Genomic DNA, 22,637 nt, shown 5'->3' on the forward strand with positions numbered 1-22,637 from the left:
ATACCGTTTTTCTGATGTTCATCCTTCCAAAACATAGATTGATTATATCCTATTTTCTTTCAGAAAAAAATGTTTTCCATAAAAAATGCTTTTGCCGAAATATTCCACACTTTTCAGCAAAAGCACTGTTGTCTTATTCCATTGCCCGCATTTGTTCAATCAGGGATTGTTTTTTCTGTCTGCGGATTGTCCAAACGGATAAAATAAGCTCTACTGTCACAAGTACTACTACATATACTCCCATCTGCAACCAAGGAAATTCGTAAGGAAGGATTCGTCCAGCGTAAGCACTGATACTGAATTTTCTCCATACCAGAAGCGTAATTGGCAGTCCAATGGCAAGCATAAGCAAAATACTGCTAACCACATACCCCATTCCTTCCCATACCGTCATTTGCGCTAATTGTTTCGGCGCTAACCCGATCGAACGCAACACGCTATTTTCTTGTCTGCGCGAATATTGATTGGAAAGTGTGGTATTGACAAGGTTGATCACACCAAACAAAAAGATGAACCATGAAATCACCTGCATTATGCCATATGCTACATTCATATACCCAAAACTATCTACTCGATCCTCAAAGGTATCTAAACCAATATCGGTATGCGAAATAGCAAGATTCTCCAAAGCCTTTCCCACTTTTTCCGATTTATCCGGATCGCAGACAATGTCCCAGGAGTAATCAAAATTAGTTACATCCGGTATTAATTCCTGAAACAGTTCTTCCGGCAAAAACATCATTGGTCCGTCCACTCCGATTGGACCATGTCCACTGGCAAAAATAGTTTTTTCCGGATTAAAAAAACCTGATATGGTTACAGGAATTGTTTTCTCTCCCAATGAAAGTTCTATGGTTTCCCCCAATTTTTCCTTCCCATCAAAACCACTATAATCGTATGGCAATAAAATGCCATTGTCCTCAGGCATACTTCCCTCTAAAACAGCTTGTGCCAGAAGTTCCCTATTTTCTTTGGTGATCATATCACAAGTACCATGCTCAGTAATTTCATGGGAAGTGGCTTCAAAACTTGCTGATTTCCTTGTGACCAGAATCTCTTCCACTCCATCAATATCCAGGATTTCCTGTTTCAATTCTTCATTCAATGGATTTCCCTGTTTGAGAATATCAATATGTTCCTTATCCGAATCTATATAAATCTTATAATCCCCATTTTTAAAGTACTGTCTTGCCAGTTTTTCCGGCGATTGCAGAATCAGCAAAGAACTAACAGCCAAAAGCAGAATCCCGCCCAAACTTAGCGAAAACACAATACTGACTGTTTTCTTCCAATCCCTGCGAAAGTTCAGCATTCCGAGAGAACAAGGGCTAATCTTTTTTCTCTTCGCCCGATTTTTTATCTTCTTTTGAAGGGAAGTAAAACGAACTGCTTCAACTGGTGAGATATTTGCGGCTAATTTCACAGGTTTTCGGATAGACAGACAAATCATGATCCAGCAGATCAATACTGTACATCCCATCACGATAAGATATCCTGAAAAAGAAAAACCTTTGGGAAATAACAAAAGTGTCACTCCTAAACCAAGTAAAATCCCGATAGACATACCTTTCCATCCCAAAGAGTGTCCCTCTTTTTTTACAATACGCATAATCTGCTTTTTGGTAGCACCAACAGTCCGGAGCTGACCATAGCTTTTTATTTTATCAATAATGGAAATACGGAAAATACTTTGAATTACAACACAGCCACCTACCAAAACAATACCGGCAAAAGCCATAAGCAGCAAAACGTTCTCCATGGAAATGTCTCCGTCAATATAACGGAAGTACGCATCATGAAATCCGACTCCGGGTATCTGCAACTCCTCTTTAATCTTCTGAACGTCAGCTTTGATAAGTTCTCCGTCTAACTGATCTACATGCTTCAGATGTACATAGGCAAAGTATCCGTCAGGTTCATACTTCGTACACTGCTTTAGCATTTCTTTGGAGATCAGAAAAGAGTACATATTTTGCTTCTCTTGCCCTGTTGTATCTAAGATGCCTGAAATAGTATATTCACCTGAAAAACTTTCCGTATCCAAGGTAACCGGATCACCGATATGACAGTCAGGGAAGAATTTTGAAAGCCATTCTTTACTTACCGCAATCTCATTTTTCTCTTCCGGTAAGTCTCCATCTGCCAAATTCATTTGGGAACGTGCCATATACAGGGTTTCCTTATCCGTATAAGCAAAGAATCCTTTAAATCCCTGTGCGGAAACTTCCTCCCCGTACCTATAGTATTCTCCCACACGTGCAAATTCCGGCACTTCTCTTAACTCTTCTATATGCGTTTCATCAACCTGTACATAAGTTGCTTCGTAAGTATCGATCACTTTCTTCTTTTCTGTTTGCATCAATGAAACTCCAGTCAAACCGGAAAGACTGATTAAAAAAGCAGATAAAACTACCGATACTATTACCATAACATTTCTTCGTTTTTCGCTTTTTAGATTTCTCTTCGCCAGATTCTTGACAATTCCGTTTGTATTATTTTCAAAAGGCCAAGTCATAGCCTGCCACCTCCTTATTCCACGATCCTGCCATCCTCAATCCGGACAATCCGATCTGCAAGCCGGGCGATCTCATTGTTATGTGTAATCATTACCACCGTCTGGTGAAACTCATAACTGGTCCGTTTGATCAATCCCATAACATCTGCACTGGTTTTCGAGTCGAGGTTCCCTGTAGGTTCATCGGCAAGCACAATCGCAGGCTTTGCAACTAAAGCCCTTGCAATCGCAACTCTCTGCTGCTGTCCTCCTGAGAGGTTATTCGGCATATTCTTTAGTTTATCTTCCAGCGCCAGCATATGAACCACCTCGTCCATAAATCCCTGATCTACCGTATCTCCATCCAGTTCTACCGGAAGGACAATATTCTCATAAACATTCAAAATCGGAACCAGATTATAATTTTGGAAAATGAAACCAATATTTCTTCTCCTGAAAATCGTCAGCTCTTCATCGTTTTTCTTTGCCAGTTCTTCTCCCCGTACAATAACTCTTCCGCTGGTAGGAGTGTCCAAACCTCCCATCATATGAAGCATCGTGGATTTTCCGGAACCTGAAGTGCCTACTACCGCTACAAATTCACCTTCTTCCACCGAAAAATTCACACCGTCTAAAGCCTTTGTAATATTGGGTTCTGTGCCATAATATTTTTTTAAATCGATTGTCTGTAAAATACTCATATTCTATAAGCTCCTTTCTGCCTTTCTTTGTGATGACTCTATTATAAAATACAAATGTCACAGAAATGTCCGAGAAAAGAACAAAATTCAAGGAATTTCAGCCTGAATTGTTACAAATCTCGGACATTTCAAAAAATTACAAAAGATGCCAAATATGATATTCTGCTGTTCTTGATTTTATCTGTGACTATAATTCTATTTAAAATATCACAGCAAACTGCCTTTTAATCCTTTTTTGAAAACCAAGACAGCTTTTTCAGCTCCCCAAAATGACATAGTTACAAGTTTGTAGCTTTGTTTTTCCATTTCTATAAGTTTAGCATTTATTTTTTCAGTTACATTTTCAGTAGTAATATTTTCTATTAAAACGGTTTGATACATCATTCAATTCCCTCCAATTATTTAGTATCCGCTTTTCCATAAAACTTTTTTAAGAAAATTCCTGGTACCAGAATACTGCCTGCAAGTAAAATCATCAGTAGAGCAACCATTTCTTTCAGCGGATAATAGAATACAAAATAAGAAATCTTTGTTTTCATATACCATCCAATCCCGCCTGTCAACAGCGTTCCCGTTGTTACCAGAAGAGCACTCAGCAACAGCCAGGTAAACATTCCTTCCGCAAGGAACATCCGCTGCAACTGCTTTCTGGTCATTCCCACACGATTCATAATGGCACATTCTTTTTTTCGAAGTAACATATCCGTTACCCTTACATTTAAAAAATTCATAATCCCGATAAAGATCAGGCATCCACTGATTACCAGAAGCAACAGCCTGCTGGTCTGAATATACTCCTGTTCTTTTAATAAAAGGTCTGACCGACTCTCCATCTGGAATAAATTTAATTGCTCCGCATATCCGTTTTCAGACTGAAATTCCATATTTTCTGTTTGGATCATTCCCTTTAACCTGTTTTTGCAGCCGGATTCCTGTTCCTTTTCTACAGAAAAGCTCATTTCAAAGGTCTGTGGGGTCAGATTCTCTGACAGGTTTTCAAAGGTTTCCTCTGTTACAAGAAGAAGATTGGTATTTCTGCCATCCCAGCACAACTCTAATTCCGGAAATCCTTCCTTTGTAATATCCAGATACCCGCAATTTACCAGTGTCTCTGGAAGCAGATCGGACATATCGGTTCCCACCGGAACCAGATCATACACTTCTATTGTATTTCCAAGCTGCTCCAATGCCTGCTCTTCTGCATATTCTGATACTCTGTGATCATGGAGAAGAATCGTTCCGTTTTCGTGTGTAAATGTTTCCCAGTCTGCTGTTATCTCCTGCTCTTTCAAAAATTCCTGCAGTTTTTCTTTTTCAGAAGAAGAAATTTTTTGGATTACAGTCGGAACGGTTTCCCCGTCATTTAATAACTTGATGCTATCCCGACCTTGTTTCCCGATAATAGGGTAAAATCCCTGGATCTTTGTTTCATCCTGCAGGCTGTTTCCGGCAGTCTGCTTGATGTTCTCCAAGAATTCTTTCGGGAAAAAGACCATATTTTCTGTATCCGGGGAAGTTTCCATCAGTGTGCTGCAGGCTTCCTGTGTGATACGGATTTGAAAATCAGGTTCTTTCATAAACTGGTTTTGCAGATCTACTCCCTTTACAATCACCGAAGATCCAAGCGCTAAGCCGCAACCTATGGTCAGAGAAATCATGGTGATGAAAAAAGCCTTTTTATTGTAAAACAGATATCTTCTGGCCAGATAAACTTCCGGCTTGTTTCCAAAACTTTGGAAAACTGCTTTCTTTTTCTTTGTTTGTTTCTTCTCTGCAACATTCCCAGTTCCATAGTTCATACATTCCAGAGGACTCAGGATTTTGATTTTTTGCTTTACCAGAAGTATCACAACACCCAAAGTCATTGCCACTGGCAGAATGGCTATCAGAAAGAACACAGGCTGATAGAAAGAAATCCCCTCCAGTTCTTCTGCCTGTCCAAGATACAGTTTTCCAATGACAGAGGGCAGGATTCCAAGTACCACCAGACTGCCTATGGCAACGCCTGCAAGGCTTCCCTTCAAGACAACTTCCATCATCTGCCGAAATATCACTTGTATAATCTGATGCTGCTGTACCCCGACTACTTCCATCAGACCATATTGCTGTAAATCTTTTCCTAATGATAAATTCAAAATATTATAGATGAACAAAAACATACACAGCAGAATCAGGAAAGAGAACAAGGCTGCAAATCCATAGCTTCCCAGCATTCCTTCCACTGCCCGGTATGCAGCCGAATCCATGCTGACGATCCGCTGCCCTTCTTTCAACCGGATATCTTCCTGCAACTGTTGTTCCATCTGTATGCCACTGACAGAATCCTTTTCCGGTTTCAGCAGTATCCTGCAGGGATTCCATCCAGCTCCGCTTTCTTTCAGTTTCTTCTCGGATAAAAATGCAATGGAAAAACTTGCCCCCTGATTCTGATATTCTGTAAAATATCCGGAAAGCTGAAACGTCTGTTGTCCGGTTCCTTTTGTTTGGAAAAGATCATTCCAATAAAAATCCAGCTTTAATTCCATTCCCACCTTTGGATCCGAAATTCCCAGATACGTTAAGGTTTTGGTGGAAAGCATGATTTCGTTTTCCTGTTTGGGATACGTTCCTATGATCTGTGTATAGGCCGGACAGAGCATAGTTTCAAATGCTGTTTCATCTGCCACAACACAGTCGCAATATTTTATCGTTTGATCGCATAGTTTTCCGGCAAATTTTTCTTTTCCCGTTTCTGCTATGTAGGAAAGCGTATGCAGCTGTCCTGCCATTTCTTCTGTACCATTTTCAAGATACGTTGACACCGTCATTCCATCTGTCCGGATATGTTTCTGGATGTCCACCTGGATCTTCCCATAGGCAAAACTTATCATACAGAAAATCACTCCAACGGTAAGTGCAACTGCCAGAAACAAAAGGCGGTTTTTGTTCCGGTTCTGCTTTCGATAAGAATCCAAAAGCACTTTTTCTGCCGGACGGTGATAATCATAGTCTTTCATCTTCCACCACCCTTCCGTCTTTCATGCGGATGATCCGATCTGCCATGGCAGCGATTTTTTCATCATGGGTAACCACAAGCATGGTCTGCTGATATTGCCTGCTGATCTTTTTTAACAGTTCCATAACAGAGGCGCTGGTTCTGGAATCCAGATTCCCCGTCAACTCATCCCCTAACAGAATGGTAGGATGGGTGTAGACAGCTCTGGCAATGGCAGCTCTCTGTTGCTGTCCTCCCGATAACTCATCCGGCATCTGAAAGAGTTTCTCTTCGATCCCCAAAGTTTTTGCCAAATGGAAAACCTCTTTTTCATTTACTGTCCTCTCCAGTAATTTTGCCGGAAGCACGATATTCTCAAACACATTCATGGCAGGAATCAGATTATATTTTTGAAAAACAACACCAATGTGCCATCTGCGAAAAGAAATCTGTTCTTCTAAAGATAATTGCGTCAAATTTACATCATGCACATAAACACATCCATGGGTTGGCTTTTCCAATCCGCTGATTAAATTTATCAGGGTTGACTTTCCGCTTCCGGAAGCACCAATGACTGCAATAAACTCCCCTTCTTTTATAGAAAAGGATACATCATCAACGGCTCTTATATAATTTTCTCCATTTTGATATTCTTTTGTAAGTGAAACTAATTTTACAGCTGCCATAGTATCCTCCATATATTTCTTTATCTCGGCAAAAAAATAGAAAATGCAGATCCCTTTCCCACCTGTGATTCCACCGTAACGTAGCCGCCCTGCTGTGTCACAATTTCCCTGGTCAGATAAAGACCGATTCCAACACCCGGCTGATTATGAATCTCTTCTTCCCGGTAAAACCTCTTGAAAATAGATGCCTGATTGCTCTCTGAAATTCCTTTTCCGGTATCAGATACTTTTATCTCCACATACATTTCCCATTGCGCTACAGACACATGGACACTTCCCCCTGTCGGGGTATATTTTACCGCATTGTCCAACAGATTAAAAATCGCTTCTTCTGTCCACTTACTGTCATGGGACACACGCACATCCTCCGGACATTCCACAGATACATGGATCTTTTTTTGCTCTGCGGAATATACGATTCCGCTCATAGCCTGCGCTAACGTATCATATATAAAGTGATCTTCTTTTTCTAATTGAATCACCCCGGTTTCCAAACGGGAGGTTTTCACCAATGCCTGTATTAAAAAATCCAGCTTATTGATCTGTCCTCTTACACTTTTCAGAAACTCATTTTGCTCCTGTTCTTCCAGGGATTTTGTCAAAAGTGTATCTACAATCATTTTCATGTTGCTCACCGGAGTCCTGACCTGATGGGAAATATCTGACACCAGGGACTGTAATTCCTGTCTCTCTGCTTCTACCTTCCGGTTGCTTTCCTGCAGAATATTATACAGACGCACCAGGCGGTGATGGATACGGGCAAAAATCGTCTCTCTGTCGGATACATTTTCAGGTTCCTGACTGCGGTTCATCATGTCATCCAGGATCTGGCACAGTTCAGAAGTAAAATTTGACAGTCTCATTCCCAACAGTTGTACCATAAAAAGCATCCATAGTGCAGCGCAGACTGTTAATGCCAGCCCAACCCATAACACTGCGATATTTTTGGTCAGAAAAAAGGAGACCAATATGATTGCTGTCATTGAGAGTACCATGCCGGCAGTCAGCCAAAAAAACATCTTTTTTACAGAGGTTTTCTTTCCTATCATGCTGTTTCACCTCCGGTCCATTTATATCCCATGCCATATACGGTTTTGATATATACCGTTCCATCTGTCTCAATCTTTCCCCGGATGCGGCTTAACGTTGTCGTTAACGTATGCTCGTCCACATAATTTTCTGTACAGTCCCATATTTTTTCCAACAACTGTTTTCTCGTTAATACACGATTGCGGTTCTGACAGAACAGGTTCAGCATCCGAAACTCCAAAGTAGATAAGGTCAATGGCTTCCCACCCAGCATAGCTGTCTGCTCTGCAAAATTTAAAAACAACCTGCCATCATCAAAGACATCCTGCATGGACACATGATGCCCCATCATACGCAGTACATTTTCCACTTTTCTCTGCAGGGAATAAATGGAAAAAGGTTTTGTGATATAATCTACTGCTCCAAGTTCATACCCCCGGATCTCATCACTTTCCCTGTCATTTGCAGTCAAAAAGATTACAATGGTATCGCTATATTTTTTCCGGATTGTTTTTGCAATCGCATATCCATCTCCATCTGGAAGATTGATATCCAATAGTACCAGATCAAACGGTTGGCTCTTCAGCACTTCCATGGCTTCTTTTACCGTTTCCACCGAAACAATCCCATAGGATTCTGACTGTAGGTTGTAAACTAACATTTTATTCAAAAGTTCATCATCTTCTACGATTAAAATCTGTTTCATTCCTTTTCATCCTTTGCAACAATTTTGCTAGCATTTTCATTCTTATTTTACAACAGAAATGTCCTAGAAATGTTACAGATTGAAAAATTTATGATTTTCTTTTTGAAATCTTAAAAATCTTTTGAAACACAAAAAGAAGATGCATGTCACCACACACCTTCTCGTCACTTGCTAAAATCACTTTATACCTCTTGCCTGACTTTAAAACCAATGAATTTTTTCTTCTCTGAATTGGGGCGTATCACTCTTTTGATACGGATCGTAGTTATGAAGATTACAGCCGAATTCCTTCAAGGATTGAATTTGATCCTCTGCTGACCATTCAATCAATGAAATTCCATCAAATTCTTCAATATCCCCATTATCCATCACATTTTTAAAATACCATTCAACAATGGTCTGATTTTCTTTATGAAAAAACTGTTTGATATCCCAAGCGATTACACTCCCCCTCATATTCCATTCCTGAAACCAATGCTTTACGGTTTCACGATTGCTATAACATGGTCCCCAGCTTTCTGTATAACTCACGTTCTCTGCAAAAATATCATCCATTCCCAAATCTTTCTTTTCCAGCCACATAGAAAACCATAACCGGATCATCTGTTCTCTCTTGTCCATAATAGAATCCCTCCTATATAAAATTCGTTACAGAACCTCTAAACTCAATCCTTTTTCCCATCTATCAAATCATAACTCATATCCAGAAAATCTAAGATTTTTGCCTCACTTACACTTCCATCTAACAACATGGTGATCCAATACTTCTTATTCATGTGATACCCTGGCAGAAAACCGTAGGTCTGTGTCAGAAGTCCAACCATATCCGGTTCACACTTCACATTGATGATATCTACGGTTCCTTCCTCCTTCAAACCCAGTTTTGATTTTTCAACTCGCAGAATAGCTGCATACCACTTTCCATTTTTATGCCGGAGTATTGCACTCTTAGGAGAACTCTTCCAAAGATATTCCGGAATTGTTCCATATTGTTTTTTTACATATTCAAAAATTTCTTCCCGTTTCAAATATTCCACTCCCCAATGACTCTATTTTATCAATCTCATGATTGTACTTTTCGTATTTATCACCAGGCAGGACGTGCGCCCTGCCTGCTTCCCTATTATAGCATTGTTCCTTTGCTCCTACAATGCAATCTGTTCTTTGATTTTTTCTCATTTTTTAGTAAGCAACCAGTCCATATCCCAAAATGGACTGAGAATTCACCGTATAGTTGTTCTGCTTTACTGCATCTCCGCTGTTTCCCTCAATCGTATGTACCGTAGTTCCATCGCAGCTTTCCACGATTCCTACATGGTCACTGGCTCCGTCATGATCCCAATCAAAAAAGATGATAGTCCCTGGTGTCGGAACACTTCCTCCACTCTGCCATTTCCCCTTTGCCTGAAACCAAGCTACACCATCCGTACAAACAGAAAACTTCGGTACTGCTTCCTTTTGAATGAGCCCTGCCTGATCCGCACACCAGCTGACAAAGCAGGCACACCATTCTTGTCTCTCTGTAAATCCCCACCATGACCAGAACTTCTCTCCGCCTTCATTTCCAAGCTGGCTTTTCGCAATGGTAACAAGCTGTCCGTTTCCAAATAGGCCGGCAAACCAACCTCCACCGGAATAATACCGCATCACATGAGGCACATACTCTGGATCGCCATAACCAGACCAGCCATGGGCGGCTGCCTGTTCCTGGGAAAACTGCAACGCATTGGCTTCACTGTAACCGCCAAATTTTTCCAACGCCCATGAGATATAGCCATTGCCATAATTGTATCCCTGCCAACTGAGTTTCAGCTTGTCCATATCCTGGGGACTTTCACATCCGGCTTCCCGGACGCAATCTGCATAATACTGTATCCCCACCTTGATGGAATAGTCTGCATCCTGAATCGCACCGGGAGTATTGGGATACTGGGTATTATAAGGACACTCACTAGCCTGCATGGGATCGGTTCCCCTGCCTCCGCTTTCCTGCATCATAATGGCTTGGATTGCCGGAACATATTCCGGGATTCCAAATTCACTGGCATACTTTTGAATGGCGGGCGTATGCGCCAACACTTCCGCACTTAACGCCTCACTGCTCTGGGAATTTCCCAAAAAGGCTGCACCGCCAATAATCCCTACAATCAAAATCAGAACAACCAGAACCGCACCACCGCCTGCCATCAGAGCCGCAAATGCAGCTTTCACTGCATGAGCGGCAGCTTCTGCCATGGCTTTCAATCCTCTTCCAGTTGCCTTTGCACTTTGCTTGGCAGTCTGAACCGAGTGCATGGCAGCCCGTTTTGCTTCCCTGGCTGCTTTCATGGATTTCAGTGCTTGCTTTTTCTGTAAGACTGCCTGGGTTTTCACTTTCTGGGAAGAAACCGGAGAGGCTTTCACCACACGGGGCGCTATTTTTACCGTCCGATTTCCAGCTTCCTTAATTGTTTTCTCGGCTTCCGGCTTGACCTTAATGCTTCTTGTGGCTTCTGTTCGCCCTTTCTTTGCCATTGTCTGTCCTGCCTGGGTAAATGTGTTACCTCTTGTATTTTCCTCTCCCAACGAGGGTGTCGCGGCTTCTCTCTGCTTTTGTTTCTGCGCCTTTATCTTCTCATAGGTTTTCACCGCCAGCTTCTTACCGCCACGATAGGCTGCCGAAGCACTTTCTCTTCCCATGCGCTGTTCCACACGCTGGATGCGGTTTCCGGCATATTCTACCGGGGATTCCTCCCCCGTTTCTCTTCCGATCTTATCTGCCATAATGCTGGACTTTTCTTTTGCTTCCAGCATCGCAGAACGCACCAGTTCCTTCGGAAGCCGGGAGGCAGGATTACGGATCTTCGGACTTTGCCCCCGCACTTTTTCTTTGATCTCTTTCAATCACACACCTCCCATCTTTTGTACTTTCTAACGTTCCCTTCCTCGCTTTTTTGATTTCTTCTGCTGGCTCTCCAGCTGTTCCAGTTCCTTTACCGCTTCCTGCACCAGCGGATGATTGGCATAATAGGGAACATAGGACAATAACTCTTTTCCCTTCTCCCCGGTCGCCAATGGATATTCTCCCTCGTTATACAGCGGATCGTCTGCATGGTGGAGGGAAAACTCCAAAGACGGAACCATGTGAGGGAAACGTTTGCAAAATCTCTGGTAATGCCGGAATGCTTCTTTTAAAGATGTACATTCAATACACTCTCCCATTCCATGAAACTCCCCGCATTCAGATGCAAAAAAGGTAATCGTTGTTTCTTCTTTCATAGTTCTCACCTCTCTCTGAAAATTTTCTCTTTATCGAACTGCCGCCTTCTTTTTTTCTTCTTTGCCAGGCTTCAGAGGATGTGATTCCTGTCTCAGTTCCTGCAGGGTATCTTTCAAAGATGTCGGTTTCCTTTGTCTTTCTTCCAGTTTTCCAATCTGCTGTTGCAATCGTTCTGTTTTCTGTTCCAGCCGATGGATGCTCCGCATGGATTGGAATAACACCTTCTGAGTTTGAAAGATCATTCCCTGTTCCGGATTTCGCTCTGTGATTTTTGCGGTATCTTTTCCGTTCATTTCCAAAAATGCGTTTTTCAGATGCCCTTTGGCAACTTGCAGTTCTTCCGCCATGCTCCCCAGACGGTCAATCTTCTGATCCATCGACAGCATCACCGTATGCAGAGACGATTGGATTTTTTGCAAGCCTTGGGTAAGGTGCATTCCCTTTACCGCACAGGCAAGGGCATCTTTCCCCTTTTCTTTAAAATCAACTACTGCCTGTTCTGCCCGTTCCACAAACTTTCGTTTCCATTCTCCCACCTGAAAACGAAGTGTTTTCACCTGATGTTCTGCTTTCTGGATTGTATTCACCGCAAAGAGTTTGACCTTACTTTCCTGCATCACACCCAGTTGCTTCTTCACCTCTCCCAATTCTTTTAAGACGGCTCCCAGTTGCATTTCCATGGAATCAATATAGTCTGCCATACGGAGCACATCCCCTTTTTCCTGATTCATGCCCTGTTGTTCCAACAGCTCCAGCAATACCCGGATACTGCCCTGCTCCCGAAGCGGTTCTCTCGTTTCCTGGATTTCCACTGTTTGTCCTTCTTCCATTTACATTCCCTCCTTCCCAAAAGGATGCTGCCAAAGAAATTCCAACAGCACCCTAAAAAATATCTTTTCGACTAACACTCTCCCGGTTTCGTTGTCATCAAGCGGTACAGCTTCGTATTCTTCGGAAAGCTGTTCTCAAATGGCACCAGATTTCCGGAACACCGGATCAGTCCCTTTCCTGCGCCTACATTTGTGATATAGGATAACTGGTTCTCGGAAATATTCAAAAGGGAAGCCAGTTCATCCCGGTCTGTGGTCGCCTGGTTTAAAAGGATCAAAAATTCACTGTTTGCCAGCATCAGTCTTGCAGTATCCGATTTCAAAAGTTCCTCCACGTTCTGCGTTAAACCTGTCACAAATCCCTGGTATTTACGAATCCTCTTGTAGAGGCGGTAGAAAAAGTCAGCACTGTACTGATACCGGAACAAGAGATAAAACTCATCGGCAAAGATCCAGGTAGTTTTTCCTTTCTTCCAGTTCTGGATTACCCGGTTGAAAATACTGTCCAAGGTAACCAGCATACCAAGAGGCATGAGCTGCTCTCCCAGTTCCCGGATATCATAGGCAATGATACGGTTCTTCGTATCCACATTGGTTTTCTGTGCAAAGGTATTGAGACTTCCATTGATAAACAGTTCCGAAGACAAGGCAAGCCCTCTGGCCTCTTCTTCCGGCTGGAGCATGAGCTGGCGGTACAAGTCTTTCAAGGTCGGCACTTCGCTTTTATAACCGCTTCGGATATAGTCCCGGTACACATCTGCGGTACAGCGGTCCAGGATGGATTTTTCCTTTGCCGACAGATTGCCAGCCCCCACTAACTGTTCAAACAGGGACAAAATAAACTCTGACTTCTCAATGAGCGGATTCTTGTCGTTTCCATAGGCAGAATCCATATCCAGTGCATTCAGATGAGTATGGGACGTTGCAGAAATGGAGATCACTTCTCCATTCAGCGCTTCCACCAGCGAACCGAATTCTGACTCCGGATCTAAGATAAGAATGTCATCTTCCGTAGACAAGGCCAGATCCACAATCTCTTCTTTTGCCGAGAAACTCTTTCCCGAACCGCTGACACCAAGACGGAAAGAGTTTCCATTCAATAGTTTCCTTCGGTCTGCCACCAGCATATTTTTGCTCACCGCATTCTGCCCATAATAAATACCACCCGGCTGCATGATCTCCTGGGTATGGAATGGAATCAGCACTGCGGTGGACTCTGTGGTCAGGGTACGCAGGGCATTGATCTTTCGGATGCCATAAGGCAGTACCGTATTGAGTCCATCCACTTGCTGCCACTTCAAAGTTGCCATCTGGCACAAATGTTTTCTTGCCACGGATAAAATGCTCTCCGTATCCGAATCCAACTGTTTCTTGCTGTCTGCCATATGCACCATGGTAAGGATGCCGAACATCATCCGCTGATCCCTGGTCGTCAAATCATCCAGCATTTCTTTGGTCTCTTTCCTCTGTAGTTCCATATCATAGGGTACAATGGCGGAAAAGTTATTGTTGGCATTCTGGCGTCTCTGCCAGTTGGTCACGTTCGTCTCCACACCGAGCAGACGGTTCTGGATCTCACGCACTGCTTCGTCTGTTGGCACCGGGAGAATGTCAATGGACAGCATCAGATCCCGGCTCAAATCACATAACTCCGAAATCATGTCATCCTTGACATAACTGGCATAATCCTGCATATACAGCACCCGTCCATATCGCTCGTTGATCTTGAAACAGTCTTTGGAAAATTCCATGGACTGGGGACAGATCCAGTCCTTAAAACTGCTCCCCCGTTTGGCAAACGCCTTCATATCAAATGGGAAGCACTGAGGCTGGTCTGCCCTGAAAAAATCCCGGAAGATCTGCAGGCGCTGTTCCGCATCCAGCTCTTCTCCAATGGAGGACAGCTTGCTCAGATGGGTGATGATATCCGTTCCCACACGGGCAAAATAGGTCCTTGCCTCATCAATGTTCTTCTTATGGACACTGACCGTCAGATACCGCTCCTGATAAATACTGTTGTTGGTGCCGCTGACCTTGGATAACAGCATTTCGTTGTATTCCTTCCGGTATGTATCCAACCCGTCCTCTTTCATCGGCAACAGCAGGGAGGCTTCAAACTCTTCCTTATTGATTCTTCTATTATTTAGGGTAATCTTGGCAGATGCACCGGAATCCAACGCATTTAATAGTTCACTGTAATCTAAGAACATTTCCGTTTTATCTTCTTTACTTGCAATGGCATAGTTGATATCCGAAAACCGAAAGGATTTGGAAAATTTCGTCCCGGACTGGAACACTCCATCCGGCCAGATCCGCTGGATGGGAATCGCCTGCTGGACAGACCTTGGGACTTTGAACTTCTCCCGGTCCATTTTTAATGCCTGCTGTAAGGTTTTAATCAAACGCACCACTCCTTCCTGACTTCTTTTTCTGCTTCATCTGTTTTTTCCTTGCCCGCTGTTCTCTTTTTTTCATAAGGGCTGTGCCATCCCCTTTGGACTTTTCTCCCAAGGCCAGCGTCTCTTCCATACAGGCATGGTACAGATCCTCGCTTTGAAACAGCAATCGCTTGGGGTATAAAAATTCGGACTTGATATACGCCCAGGCAAACTGCTCCGCATTCATGCCATGGTACTGGAAGAACCCACAGGCTGCGAACGGAGCAGCGCCTAAGATACACAGCCACCCGGTCATTTCCTGCCCTACATAGTCTCCCAGACCAAAATAAATCCCTACCGCCACAAGAATGGCAAACAGGGAAAAGATGCACTGTCGCAGGTTCAGTCCCATAAACATAGACTCCTGATAGTTGCGGATTTCTTTATTCATTTTTACTTCCATTTTTCTCGCTCTCTTTCTTTTATTTTTCTATTCCTATAATCCCATCATTTCTTTCACAATCCGGTCAGATGCTTTTACCGCACCCACCAGTACCAGCAGATTAAACACCAGTTCCCCTACATAATTCCACACAATGGTCACCGCACTCAAAGAGGTATCCCCTACTGCTGGCGGACTGGCTGCATAGACAGAAAAGATGATACAAGCTAGTGCAATGATCGCCCCTTCCAGACACACTCCCGCATAAGACTTGATAAAGTTTTTTCCCACCGACTGGGAGGGTTCACCCGCAAAGGTGGAAATGGGAATGGGTGCAATGGCAGTGTACATATACAGCTTAAACATCCTTCCATATACCGTAAGGATCATAATGAAGGACAGCACTGTAATCAAAAGGCTTCCCAGCAAGGTCACAATCCACAGAGGAATGGATTCCAGCATGCCCACCGCTTCAATCTTCTCCACGATCTCTGCTGGAAGTTCTGTCACGCCACCATTGGTCATGCCTGACTGTGCCATGATGGTAGACACAATCCCCTGAACAATGGAAAACAGCGCTGTCATCAGTTCCATGCCATACATGATGGCGCCTTGCGCCAGGGCAAAGCGGATAAAGGCTTTCAGGGCATGCTCCGGCTTCTTCATGTCCGTAAAACTGCCACAGGTCTTGACAATCCCGGCAGCAAAAAACAAGACCAACAACCCATATCCAATGGCTGTCAGCGCTCCGTTAATCCCGGTGATGACGCTCCAAATATCCCCGCCCTTAAAAGATTCCGGGCTTTGGGTAAGCAGTGTCCAGATTTCTGACAGTTTCTCATTCCAGGTGTTCAGTGCAGAGTTTAGGTTCTGCACGATCCAGTTATCACTCAAACAGCTTCACCTCCTTTGCCGGGGCAGGAAGAGTCTCTCCCTACCCCTTTCCATTTCTTCCTGCTACCCAACGATCAGGTCCAGGATCTCTTTTGCAAAGGTGATGATGACGCCTCCTGCCAGAGTCAAAAATCCATTGGCTCTCTGGCTGGGATCGTGACTTTTTAAGCTCAATCCCACCTGCACCACACCAAATCCCAATAAGATCAGACCAATGGCCCGGATCAGGGAAAAGATAAAGGTGGACAGGTTATTGATGACCGCCAACGGATCTCCGGCGGCAAGCACCGGAGCTGCCCCTACGGTCATGGACAACACCAGAGCCACATAAAAGGCAAAGGGATATTTAGGTCCTTTTCCCATAACTTTCGGTACTGTGGTATGGTTTCCTGTTTGATTCTTTGGCATTTCATTTGTTTTCTTCAATGGCATTCCTCCAATCAAAAAGACTGCTCCCCTCCGAGGATTTCCTCAGCTGAGAGCAGTTCATAATCATCCAGTCTCCTGGTATCAATGGTTACATCTTCATGAGACAGCGGTGCTTTCGCATAATCATAGGGAGGCGCACCGCCATCCTCCGTATATTTCACATTCACATGCTTGTGCAGATCGTATTTCTCATCCAAAATAGGACGCTCCCCACGCACCAGCAGCACCGCTTTCCGGTTATCCAAAAGCCGCACTTCATCCGGGGTGAGAAGTTCCCTTCCAGACTGTTGGAAATTCACAGAATAACTTCCGCTTCTTCCTTTGGTCTGCCCATAGGTATTGGTATCCAGTGTTTCTTTTCCCAGTAGTTCTGAGACATATTTATGCCCCTCTTTTTCATTGCCGCCCAAGTATAAAAATTCATCGCAATTTCCTATCAGACTTTCCCAGCTGTCCTTAAACAAGGCTTTCATCTGGGCAATGTTCTGGATGATGATACTGCAGGAAATTGCGCGCGACCGCATGGTTGCCAGCAACTTATCAAAGTCATCGGGCAATGCCACGTTGGGCCACTCATCCATGATGCAGTGTACCGGAATGGGCAGTTTCCCATGGTATTTCCGGTCTGCCACATAGTAAAGGGTCTGGAACAGGTTACTGTAGATCATACCCACCAGATAGTTGAGACTGGTATCTGCATCCGGGATACAGCAAAACAGCGCCACCTTTTTCTCCCCGATGCTGTAAAGATCCAGTTCATCGGTGCAGGTTAAATTGGCGATCTGTTTTAAGTTGAACGCTGCCAGACGGACACCTACGGAAATCAGGATGGACTTAGCAGTTTTTCCAGCCGCCTGTTTGTAAATGGCATACTGCTTGACTGCAATACTTTCCGGATTGCGCATCTCCAGTCGTTCAAACAAAATATCCAAGGGTGACTGGTATTCCTCATCGTCCTCTTTCACCTGGGCAGAGCCTAACATTTCCATAATCATGGAGAAGTTCTGTTCTTCCGGCGGCGCTTCATGTAACAGATACAGCATAAGCGCCTGCAGCAAGGCAGTCTCACTTTTCTCCCAAAACGGATCCGAACTCTGCGCTCCCTTCGGGGTGGTATTGCGGATCAGGTTGTTGATGAGTTTTAGCACATCCTTGTCATCCCGCACATAAGCAAAGGGATTATAACAAAAGGACGTTTCCGGATTGATGAGATCAAACACCCGCACTTCATATCCTTCCCGCTCCAGTAGGCCTCCGGTTTTCCGCAGAAGCTCTCCTTTGGGATCGGTGATCACCATGGAACAGTTACACTGCATGATATTGACTACAGCATATGCCCGGCTTTTTCCTGCACCGGAACCGCCCACCACAAGGACATTCAAATTTCGTTTATGCTTATAGCAGTCCAATCCCATGCGGAAGTTTTGGGTTAAAATGAGATTCTGGGTGTACCGCTTGTCCCGGTAACGCTTGCAGATGGAAGCTGCATCGCCCCATTTGGCAGAGCCATGCTCCACCCCTCTTCGATAATTTCTCTTTTGGGAGTAATAAATACCGATGCCTAACGCATAGGCGATTGTGAATGTGAACACACACCGCAGTGTGTACGGTGTATAAGAAATAGAAAAGGGCTGATCCAGTTTTTCGGTCAGCACTTGTAAGATCTGTAACAGATTGGTATCTGGTTTTATGGCACAGGCAGTGATAGCTCCCGCCCACCAGACAACTGGCAGAAACAGCAGCCATACCCAAAGATCCGCACGTTTCCATGCTACCTCTGCGGGCTTCGCTCCTTCTTCGCTTTTTCACGCTTCGGCACTTCGTTTGCTGGTCCGTCTATCCTATGAAAAGAATCCTCTCCGGGGATCAAGGCAAGGCTTCTCCCGTTCTCCCAGTGCATGTGTATCTGTCCGGCATCGTCAATAAACTCCACTGTTCCTTGTAATCCCGGCGACATCCCCGGCTCATCCATAAAATCCAGGCAGAGCCTTGTTCCTTTGGGATACCGCATTCGTAATTGTTTCACTTGTTTTTGATCATATATCCTCATAGACATCCCTCCCTTCTGCTACCAGAAGAAGTGCCTGCTGGTGTTTGGTTTCATGACCTTTAAGATCACGCTGTCAATGCCATCACTGTACCTGCCCATGGCCAGATACTTGTCCCGCAGCCGGTTGAGGGCATTGCGAAGTTCCCGCTGTTCCTCTGTGGTGATGGGAAGCCTTTTCTCAGAAAGTTCATAGTCCCGGACTTTCTGCAGCATGGCTTCTGTAGCCGGACGAACCTTTCCCATCTGACTTTGGGCTGCCAGTTCGTCTTTTAATGCCACCGTAAACATATTTTTCATGATATTGTCTGTTTTCAAATAGTAATCTGCCATCTTGGGCACCTCCTTTGTTACACCCAACATACCACAAGAACCTTACAATAGCTATCCCAACAGCGGAACTTTTTCAAGAACTTACCGCTCCGGCTGTTTCTCTTTTTTCTCCTTCTTCGGTGTCTGCTTTGGCGGTTCCTCAAAGGAAAAATCATCCTTTGAAAAGGTCTGCTCCTGTTCCCCGAAGTTCCGTTCCATATGGTTGCGGATGGTATAGGCTGCCTGACGCACATCATTTAAAAAGCCACGCAGTTCCTGGGGATCTTTCTGCCCGTTTGCCTGCATCTCTGCGATTTTCCCAAATTGAAAACCGGACACGTCTGCTCCATACCGCTTGCCGATCACATAGGCGGCGCAGTATGCCTGTGCATTCACTTTCTTTCTCACATAATTTCCATCATGCTGGTCTAATGCTGCACACGCCAGTTCCCGGTTCACTGCATGGAATGTTGTATTCTCCTCCATTCCGTTTTGCACATAAACCGTGCGCTGTTTTGGGATATACTGTGCCTGGATGCCCTCCGGCAGATTGTCTGCGATCTGCATCTGCACTGGCTGATCTTTTAACACTGCATGGATCAACTCTTCCATGGAACGCTGTGGACGTTCCTCCAGCGGTTTCCCACTCATCTGGCTGATGTCAAAGCCCTTACTGATGGTATAGCCTGTCCTCCGCTCGCCGTCTTTTTCATATTCGGTGCTGACCATATAGGTGTAACCATGCACCCCGGCTTTTGGAGAACGGTGTTCTTTTTTCCAGTAATCATAGGATTTTACCACCGTTGCCTGCGGATTCTGTCCGTAGATCAACAAAAGGTTGGGTGTTTTCTGGGTGTTGCACTGTGCCATAAAATCCAGAAATCCTTTTAAGGACTCCCCATTTTGGAACACTGCCTGCGCCTGGACATCAACCTCTGCCCACACTTCTTCCCTCTGCTGTTTTTTCATGGCTGCATACTCTTCTTTTGACAGCCGCTGTTCTGGAGCCTGTTCTTCCCCCGCTCCACCTGGGATCATATTCTTTAAATCCATATCGCCTTACCTGCCTTTCACTTTTGTCTTTTTTCGCTGCTGGTTTCTCGGTTTTCTCCGGCTCTTCTGTGCCTGCCTGCGCTGTCTCTGCTCGGTTTCAATCTTCTTTAGTTCCTGCCGGACAGAAGGCTTGCGCCCTTTCCAGCTAGTTTCCTGCCCGGAAAAAGAAGCGCTGTTGTGCGAGGAAGGTCCGGACAGATTCCCTGCCTTCTCCGCCTGAGTAAAATTTTCCCCTGTAGGAGTAACTTCCCCCACATCAAACAGATGCTCTTCTTCGTCTAATTCAAATTCAATGGTTCCTTCCGGCAGTACCACCTTTTCGGTCTTTACCGGAAGCTCCTCCTTTCCTTCGGTTTTCTCGGTAAACTCTGCATCGATCACACGCTCTGCTTCCCGCACCGGTGCTTGCTCCACCACCGCTTCTCCGGCTTCGGATTTGACAAAGTCCAGATTCATCTTATCCAGCACCCGGTTCACCTTCGCTGCATCATCGGCAAACACCATGATCTCTGCAGACTTGGGATTCTTTTTATCCCGGATGACCACATACAACAGCCCCCTGGATTTGGCTTCCCCGGCAAACTCCCGCAGCCTGTCATGAGGAATGGTGAAAAACTTCATTGCCCGCTGTTCCTTTAACATCCGAAGCAGGTTGGTCTTTCCCCGGGTCTTTTTCTGGTCCTTCATCACCGCTACGATCAGCACCGCCAGATTTTTTGCAATGCTCCCACTGATTCGTAAGGTATGTTCCATGCCTTCCATGGAATACCGGACAATCTGATCCGCCGCATCACCGCCATAATTCATACGCTCTCACCTCCTTACCGATTCCGTTCTGCCTCTCTTCGCTGTTTCCCTGACACTTCCTGTTCCTGTGCCTTTGCCTGCCTTAACCGCTCTTCCATTTCCAAGGACTGTTTTTCAATCTTCTGACTTAAGCGGATCTTCTTTCGAAGTTCTTTTAATTCCCCATTGATTGCCTGAATGCGCATACCGCCTGGTGCTTTCCGGTATAATTCCCTGCGCTCTTTCATCAAAGAAAGTACCTGTTCTTCCAAGGGCTTCCGGTATGCTGCCAGTTCTTCCCTGGTTGTGATCCCTTCCTTTTGTAGAAATTCCATTTGGCAGATCCTTTGGTCCAGCCTCCGGATATCGGAACGTACTGCATAGGGAATCCGCTTGGGCTTCTTTGGAAATACCCCCATCTGATATAAATAAGAATAATACAGTCTCTGAAGTCCGGTGAGTTTCCGTCTCGGAGATTGCATCTGCGTGTTTCCATACACCTGCCGGATCTTTGGGCGCAGAATCTTCTCCCGGATTTCTGCTTCTCCATATCCTTTTCCCAAGGAACGCAGGCGGATATACCGCTCCATTCCCGGTGTCTTTAAGGAGGGATACTTCCGGTTCAGCTTCCACGTATAACCCCGCTTCTCCATTTCTTTGACAAACTGACTCCAGGAAAAACTCACACCAATGGCCTCCCGGATATCCAGGCGGATGGCTGTCCTCCAAGTAGGCTTCCCTTCCGCTTCTGCTTTCCACTGGGCATAATGCATGGCTTTTCCCTGATTCGTCTGGATCACCGAGAGACCATATTTTCTGCATAATTGGTCGGAAATCTGACGTACCTCGGTAAAATAACTTCTGGCATTGCTGTGGTATTTCTTTCCGTCCACCATGCTCACTGAATTCCATACCAGATGGTTATGGTAATGACTGGTATTCAGATGGGTCGTGATCACCACCTCATACTGTCCTTTCAATAACTGCTCTGCCAGTTCCTGTCCAATAAGATGTGCCAGTTCCGGGGATACCTCCCCTTCTGCAAAACTCTGTACCAGATGATATCCCTGCACCCCGTCTTTCTTATGGAAACGCTCTTTGGTCTTTACCATGTCCACGTAAGCATTTTCACAGGTACACCCCATGGCATCTTCAAAAATGGTCTGTTCCGTCTTTTCCCGGTTCAACGCATAATCAATGGCTTCTTCCAAGGAGCCGGCACTCTTGGTGGTCTTTGCCCGGTCTTTCACATAATCAATGGAACGGTCCAGGCGGTGGACGGGGAGGACGCTGGTATATGCCATCTACCATTCCTCTTTCACCAGACGCCAGGTCTCTTTGGAAATCCGGAGCATTTCCTGTATGCTGGCTTCCCCTGCCATTCCTGTGCCATTGGCGACATGGGCAAGCTGGTTGGCATTATTGCAAAGCCCCGCAATCTTTCGAAGAAGCTCTGCATGATGCTCACAGGGCTTTGTCTGCAGCTGTGCGCCTAAAATCAGGGAACGTAAGAATTCCTCCCTGTTTAACCCACTCTTTGCTACCTGCCCGTCCAGATGCCGAAGTTCTTTCGCATTCAGACGGACAGGAACTACATGGTTTCGTTTTCTCATTCAA

General features: G+C 44.8%; 23 protein-coding genes. All 23 read right to left on the reverse strand.

Translation table 11 applies throughout. The annotated features are described in order from the left end of the window. Nucleotides 1-133: 133 nt before the first annotated feature. Entirely contained in the window at nucleotides 134-2,515 is a 2,382-nt protein-coding gene (locus I2G42_RS14015) for an ABC transporter permease (RefSeq protein ID WP_195531193.1), read from the reverse strand. Between the two features lie 14 nt (nucleotides 2,516-2,529). Then, nucleotides 2,530-3,195 carry an ABC transporter ATP-binding protein gene (locus I2G42_RS14020; RefSeq protein WP_055214763.1) on the reverse strand — a complete coding sequence of 222 codons (666 nt, stop codon included), beginning with the start codon at nucleotides 3,193-3,195 and terminating at the stop codon, nucleotides 2,530-2,532. A 207-nt stretch (nucleotides 3,196-3,402) separates the two neighbouring features. Then, complete coding sequence (locus I2G42_RS14025) at nucleotides 3,403-3,579, reverse strand: hypothetical protein (protein ID WP_021652018.1); 177 nt, start codon at nucleotides 3,577-3,579, stop codon at nucleotides 3,403-3,405. A gap of 14 nt (nucleotides 3,580-3,593) precedes the next feature. Further along, on the reverse strand, nucleotides 3,594-6,191 hold the full coding sequence (locus tag I2G42_RS14030) for an FtsX-like permease family protein (RefSeq protein WP_055214761.1): 2,598 nt from the start codon (nucleotides 6,189-6,191) through the stop codon (nucleotides 3,594-3,596). Then, the gene (locus I2G42_RS14035; RefSeq protein WP_055056434.1) at nucleotides 6,178-6,855 is read right to left on the reverse strand and encodes an ABC transporter ATP-binding protein; all 678 of its coding nucleotides are present in this window, start codon (nucleotides 6,853-6,855) and stop codon (nucleotides 6,178-6,180) included. Before I2G42_RS14035 ends, I2G42_RS14030 begins: the two co-directional genes overlap by 14 nt. A 20-nt stretch (nucleotides 6,856-6,875) precedes the next feature. After that, complete coding sequence (locus tag I2G42_RS14040; RefSeq protein ID WP_055056433.1) at nucleotides 6,876-7,904, reverse strand: sensor histidine kinase; 1,029 nt, start codon at nucleotides 7,902-7,904, stop codon at nucleotides 6,876-6,878. Further along, nucleotides 7,901-8,590, reverse strand: coding sequence for a response regulator transcription factor (locus I2G42_RS14045; RefSeq protein WP_055056432.1), 690 nt, complete (start codon nucleotides 8,588-8,590; stop codon nucleotides 7,901-7,903). Before I2G42_RS14045 ends, I2G42_RS14040 begins: the two co-directional genes overlap by 4 nt. A 201-nt stretch (nucleotides 8,591-8,791) precedes the next feature. Then, on the reverse strand, nucleotides 8,792-9,211 hold the full coding sequence (locus I2G42_RS14050; RefSeq protein ID WP_055214759.1) for a nuclear transport factor 2 family protein: 420 nt from the start codon (nucleotides 9,209-9,211) through the stop codon (nucleotides 8,792-8,794). 44 nt (nucleotides 9,212-9,255) lie between these two features. Then, nucleotides 9,256-9,618, reverse strand: a complete 363-nt coding sequence (locus tag I2G42_RS14055) for an MmcQ/YjbR family DNA-binding protein (protein WP_172675983.1) — start codon at nucleotides 9,616-9,618, stop codon at nucleotides 9,256-9,258. A gap of 154 nt (nucleotides 9,619-9,772) precedes the next feature. Beyond that, nucleotides 9,773-11,473, reverse strand: a complete 1,701-nt coding sequence (locus I2G42_RS14060; protein WP_055214757.1) for a CHAP domain-containing protein — start codon at nucleotides 11,471-11,473, stop codon at nucleotides 9,773-9,775. Between the two features lie 27 nt (nucleotides 11,474-11,500). Continuing rightward, nucleotides 11,501-11,848, reverse strand: coding sequence for a hypothetical protein (locus tag I2G42_RS14065; RefSeq protein WP_055214755.1), 348 nt, complete (start codon nucleotides 11,846-11,848; stop codon nucleotides 11,501-11,503). Nucleotides 11,849-11,878: 30 nt separating this feature from the next. Next, nucleotides 11,879-12,679 (reverse strand): DUF6674 family protein, encoded by an 801-nt coding sequence (locus tag I2G42_RS14070; protein ID WP_173733908.1) that lies wholly within the window; start codon nucleotides 12,677-12,679, stop codon nucleotides 11,879-11,881. Between the two features lie 71 nt (nucleotides 12,680-12,750). After that, nucleotides 12,751-15,081 (reverse strand): VirB4-like conjugal transfer ATPase, CD1110 family, encoded by a 2,331-nt coding sequence (locus I2G42_RS14075; protein WP_201861176.1) that lies wholly within the window; start codon nucleotides 15,079-15,081, stop codon nucleotides 12,751-12,753. Further along, nucleotides 15,074-15,520, reverse strand: a complete 447-nt coding sequence (locus I2G42_RS14080) for a PrgI family protein (RefSeq protein WP_055215347.1) — start codon at nucleotides 15,518-15,520, stop codon at nucleotides 15,074-15,076. Before I2G42_RS14080 ends, I2G42_RS14075 begins: the two co-directional genes overlap by 8 nt. A 33-nt stretch (nucleotides 15,521-15,553) precedes the next feature. Further along, nucleotides 15,554-16,393, reverse strand: coding sequence for a VirB6/TrbL-like conjugal transfer protein, CD1112 family (locus tag I2G42_RS14085; RefSeq protein WP_055214751.1), 840 nt, complete (start codon nucleotides 16,391-16,393; stop codon nucleotides 15,554-15,556). Between the two features lie 63 nt (nucleotides 16,394-16,456). Continuing rightward, the gene (locus I2G42_RS14090) at nucleotides 16,457-16,825 is read right to left on the reverse strand and encodes a hypothetical protein (RefSeq protein WP_055215345.1); all 369 of its coding nucleotides are present in this window, start codon (nucleotides 16,823-16,825) and stop codon (nucleotides 16,457-16,459) included. Nucleotides 16,826-16,833: 8 nt separating this feature from the next. Continuing rightward, a complete protein-coding gene (locus tag I2G42_RS14095) occupies nucleotides 16,834-18,564 on the reverse strand; it encodes a VirD4-like conjugal transfer protein, CD1115 family (RefSeq protein ID WP_416387794.1) in 1,731 nt (576 codons plus the stop codon). A 29-nt stretch (nucleotides 18,565-18,593) separates the two neighbouring features. Next, complete coding sequence (locus I2G42_RS14100) at nucleotides 18,594-18,872, reverse strand: DUF4314 domain-containing protein (protein WP_055214705.1); 279 nt, start codon at nucleotides 18,870-18,872, stop codon at nucleotides 18,594-18,596. Nucleotides 18,873-18,890: 18 nt separating this feature from the next. Then, nucleotides 18,891-19,202 (reverse strand): hypothetical protein, encoded by a 312-nt coding sequence (locus tag I2G42_RS14105; RefSeq protein ID WP_055214703.1) that lies wholly within the window; start codon nucleotides 19,200-19,202, stop codon nucleotides 18,891-18,893. Between the two features lie 81 nt (nucleotides 19,203-19,283). Then, complete coding sequence (locus I2G42_RS14110; RefSeq protein WP_173733906.1) at nucleotides 19,284-20,234, reverse strand: ArdC-like ssDNA-binding domain-containing protein; 951 nt, start codon at nucleotides 20,232-20,234, stop codon at nucleotides 19,284-19,286. A gap of 6 nt (nucleotides 20,235-20,240) precedes the next feature. Beyond that, nucleotides 20,241-21,041, reverse strand: a complete 801-nt coding sequence (locus I2G42_RS14115; protein WP_055214700.1) for a PcfB family protein — start codon at nucleotides 21,039-21,041, stop codon at nucleotides 20,241-20,243. Nucleotides 21,042-21,055: 14 nt separating this feature from the next. Then, a complete protein-coding gene (locus I2G42_RS14120) occupies nucleotides 21,056-22,324 on the reverse strand; it encodes a relaxase/mobilization nuclease domain-containing protein (protein WP_173733905.1) in 1,269 nt (422 codons plus the stop codon). Beyond that, complete coding sequence (locus I2G42_RS14125) at nucleotides 22,325-22,633, reverse strand: plasmid mobilization protein (protein WP_029730581.1); 309 nt, start codon at nucleotides 22,631-22,633, stop codon at nucleotides 22,325-22,327. Nucleotides 22,634-22,637 lie beyond the last annotated feature (4 nt).

Origin of the sequence: Fusicatenibacter saccharivorans (assembly GCF_015557635.1) — a bacterium.
Lineage (GTDB): Bacteria > Bacillota > Clostridia > Lachnospirales > Lachnospiraceae > Fusicatenibacter > Fusicatenibacter saccharivorans.

Coding starts and splice junctions, on each gene's coding strand:
- I2G42_RS14015 (WP_195531193.1), bottom strand. CDS start 2,515: ATGACTTGGCCTTTTGAAAATAATACAAACGGAATTGTCAAGAATCTG.
- I2G42_RS14020 (WP_055214763.1), bottom strand. CDS start 3,195: ATGAGTATTTTACAGACAATCGATTTAAAAAAATATTATGGCACAGAA.
- I2G42_RS14025 (WP_021652018.1), bottom strand. CDS start 3,579: ATGATGTATCAAACCGTTTTAATAGAAAATATTACTACTGAAAATGTA.
- I2G42_RS14030 (WP_055214761.1), bottom strand. CDS start 6,191: ATGAAAGACTATGATTATCACCGTCCGGCAGAAAAAGTGCTTTTGGAT.
- I2G42_RS14035 (WP_055056434.1), bottom strand. CDS start 6,855: ATGGCAGCTGTAAAATTAGTTTCACTTACAAAAGAATATCAAAATGGA.
- I2G42_RS14040 (WP_055056433.1), bottom strand. CDS start 7,904: ATGATAGGAAAGAAAACCTCTGTAAAAAAGATGTTTTTTTGGCTGACT.
- I2G42_RS14045 (WP_055056432.1), bottom strand. CDS start 8,590: ATGAAACAGATTTTAATCGTAGAAGATGATGAACTTTTGAATAAAATG.
- I2G42_RS14050 (WP_055214759.1), bottom strand. CDS start 9,211: ATGGACAAGAGAGAACAGATGATCCGGTTATGGTTTTCTATGTGGCTG.
- I2G42_RS14065 (WP_055214755.1), bottom strand. CDS start 11,848: ATGAAAGAAGAAACAACGATTACCTTTTTTGCATCTGAATGCGGGGAG.
- I2G42_RS14070 (WP_173733908.1), bottom strand. CDS start 12,679: ATGGAAGAAGGACAAACAGTGGAAATCCAGGAAACGAGAGAACCGCTT.
- I2G42_RS14080 (WP_055215347.1), bottom strand. CDS start 15,520: ATGGAAGTAAAAATGAATAAAGAAATCCGCAACTATCAGGAGTCTATG.
- I2G42_RS14090 (WP_055215345.1), bottom strand. CDS start 16,825: ATGCCATTGAAGAAAACAAATGAAATGCCAAAGAATCAAACAGGAAAC.
- I2G42_RS14100 (WP_055214705.1), bottom strand. CDS start 18,872: ATGAGGATATATGATCAAAAACAAGTGAAACAATTACGAATGCGGTAT.
- I2G42_RS14105 (WP_055214703.1), bottom strand. CDS start 19,202: ATGGCAGATTACTATTTGAAAACAGACAATATCATGAAAAATATGTTT.
- I2G42_RS14110 (WP_173733906.1), bottom strand. CDS start 20,234: ATGGATTTAAAGAATATGATCCCAGGTGGAGCGGGGGAAGAACAGGCT.
- I2G42_RS14115 (WP_055214700.1), bottom strand. CDS start 21,041: ATGAATTATGGCGGTGATGCGGCGGATCAGATTGTCCGGTATTCCATG.
- I2G42_RS14120 (WP_173733905.1), bottom strand. CDS start 22,324: ATGGCATATACCAGCGTCCTCCCCGTCCACCGCCTGGACCGTTCCATT.
- I2G42_RS14125 (WP_029730581.1), bottom strand. CDS start 22,633: ATGAGAAAACGAAACCATGTAGTTCCTGTCCGTCTGAATGCGAAAGAA.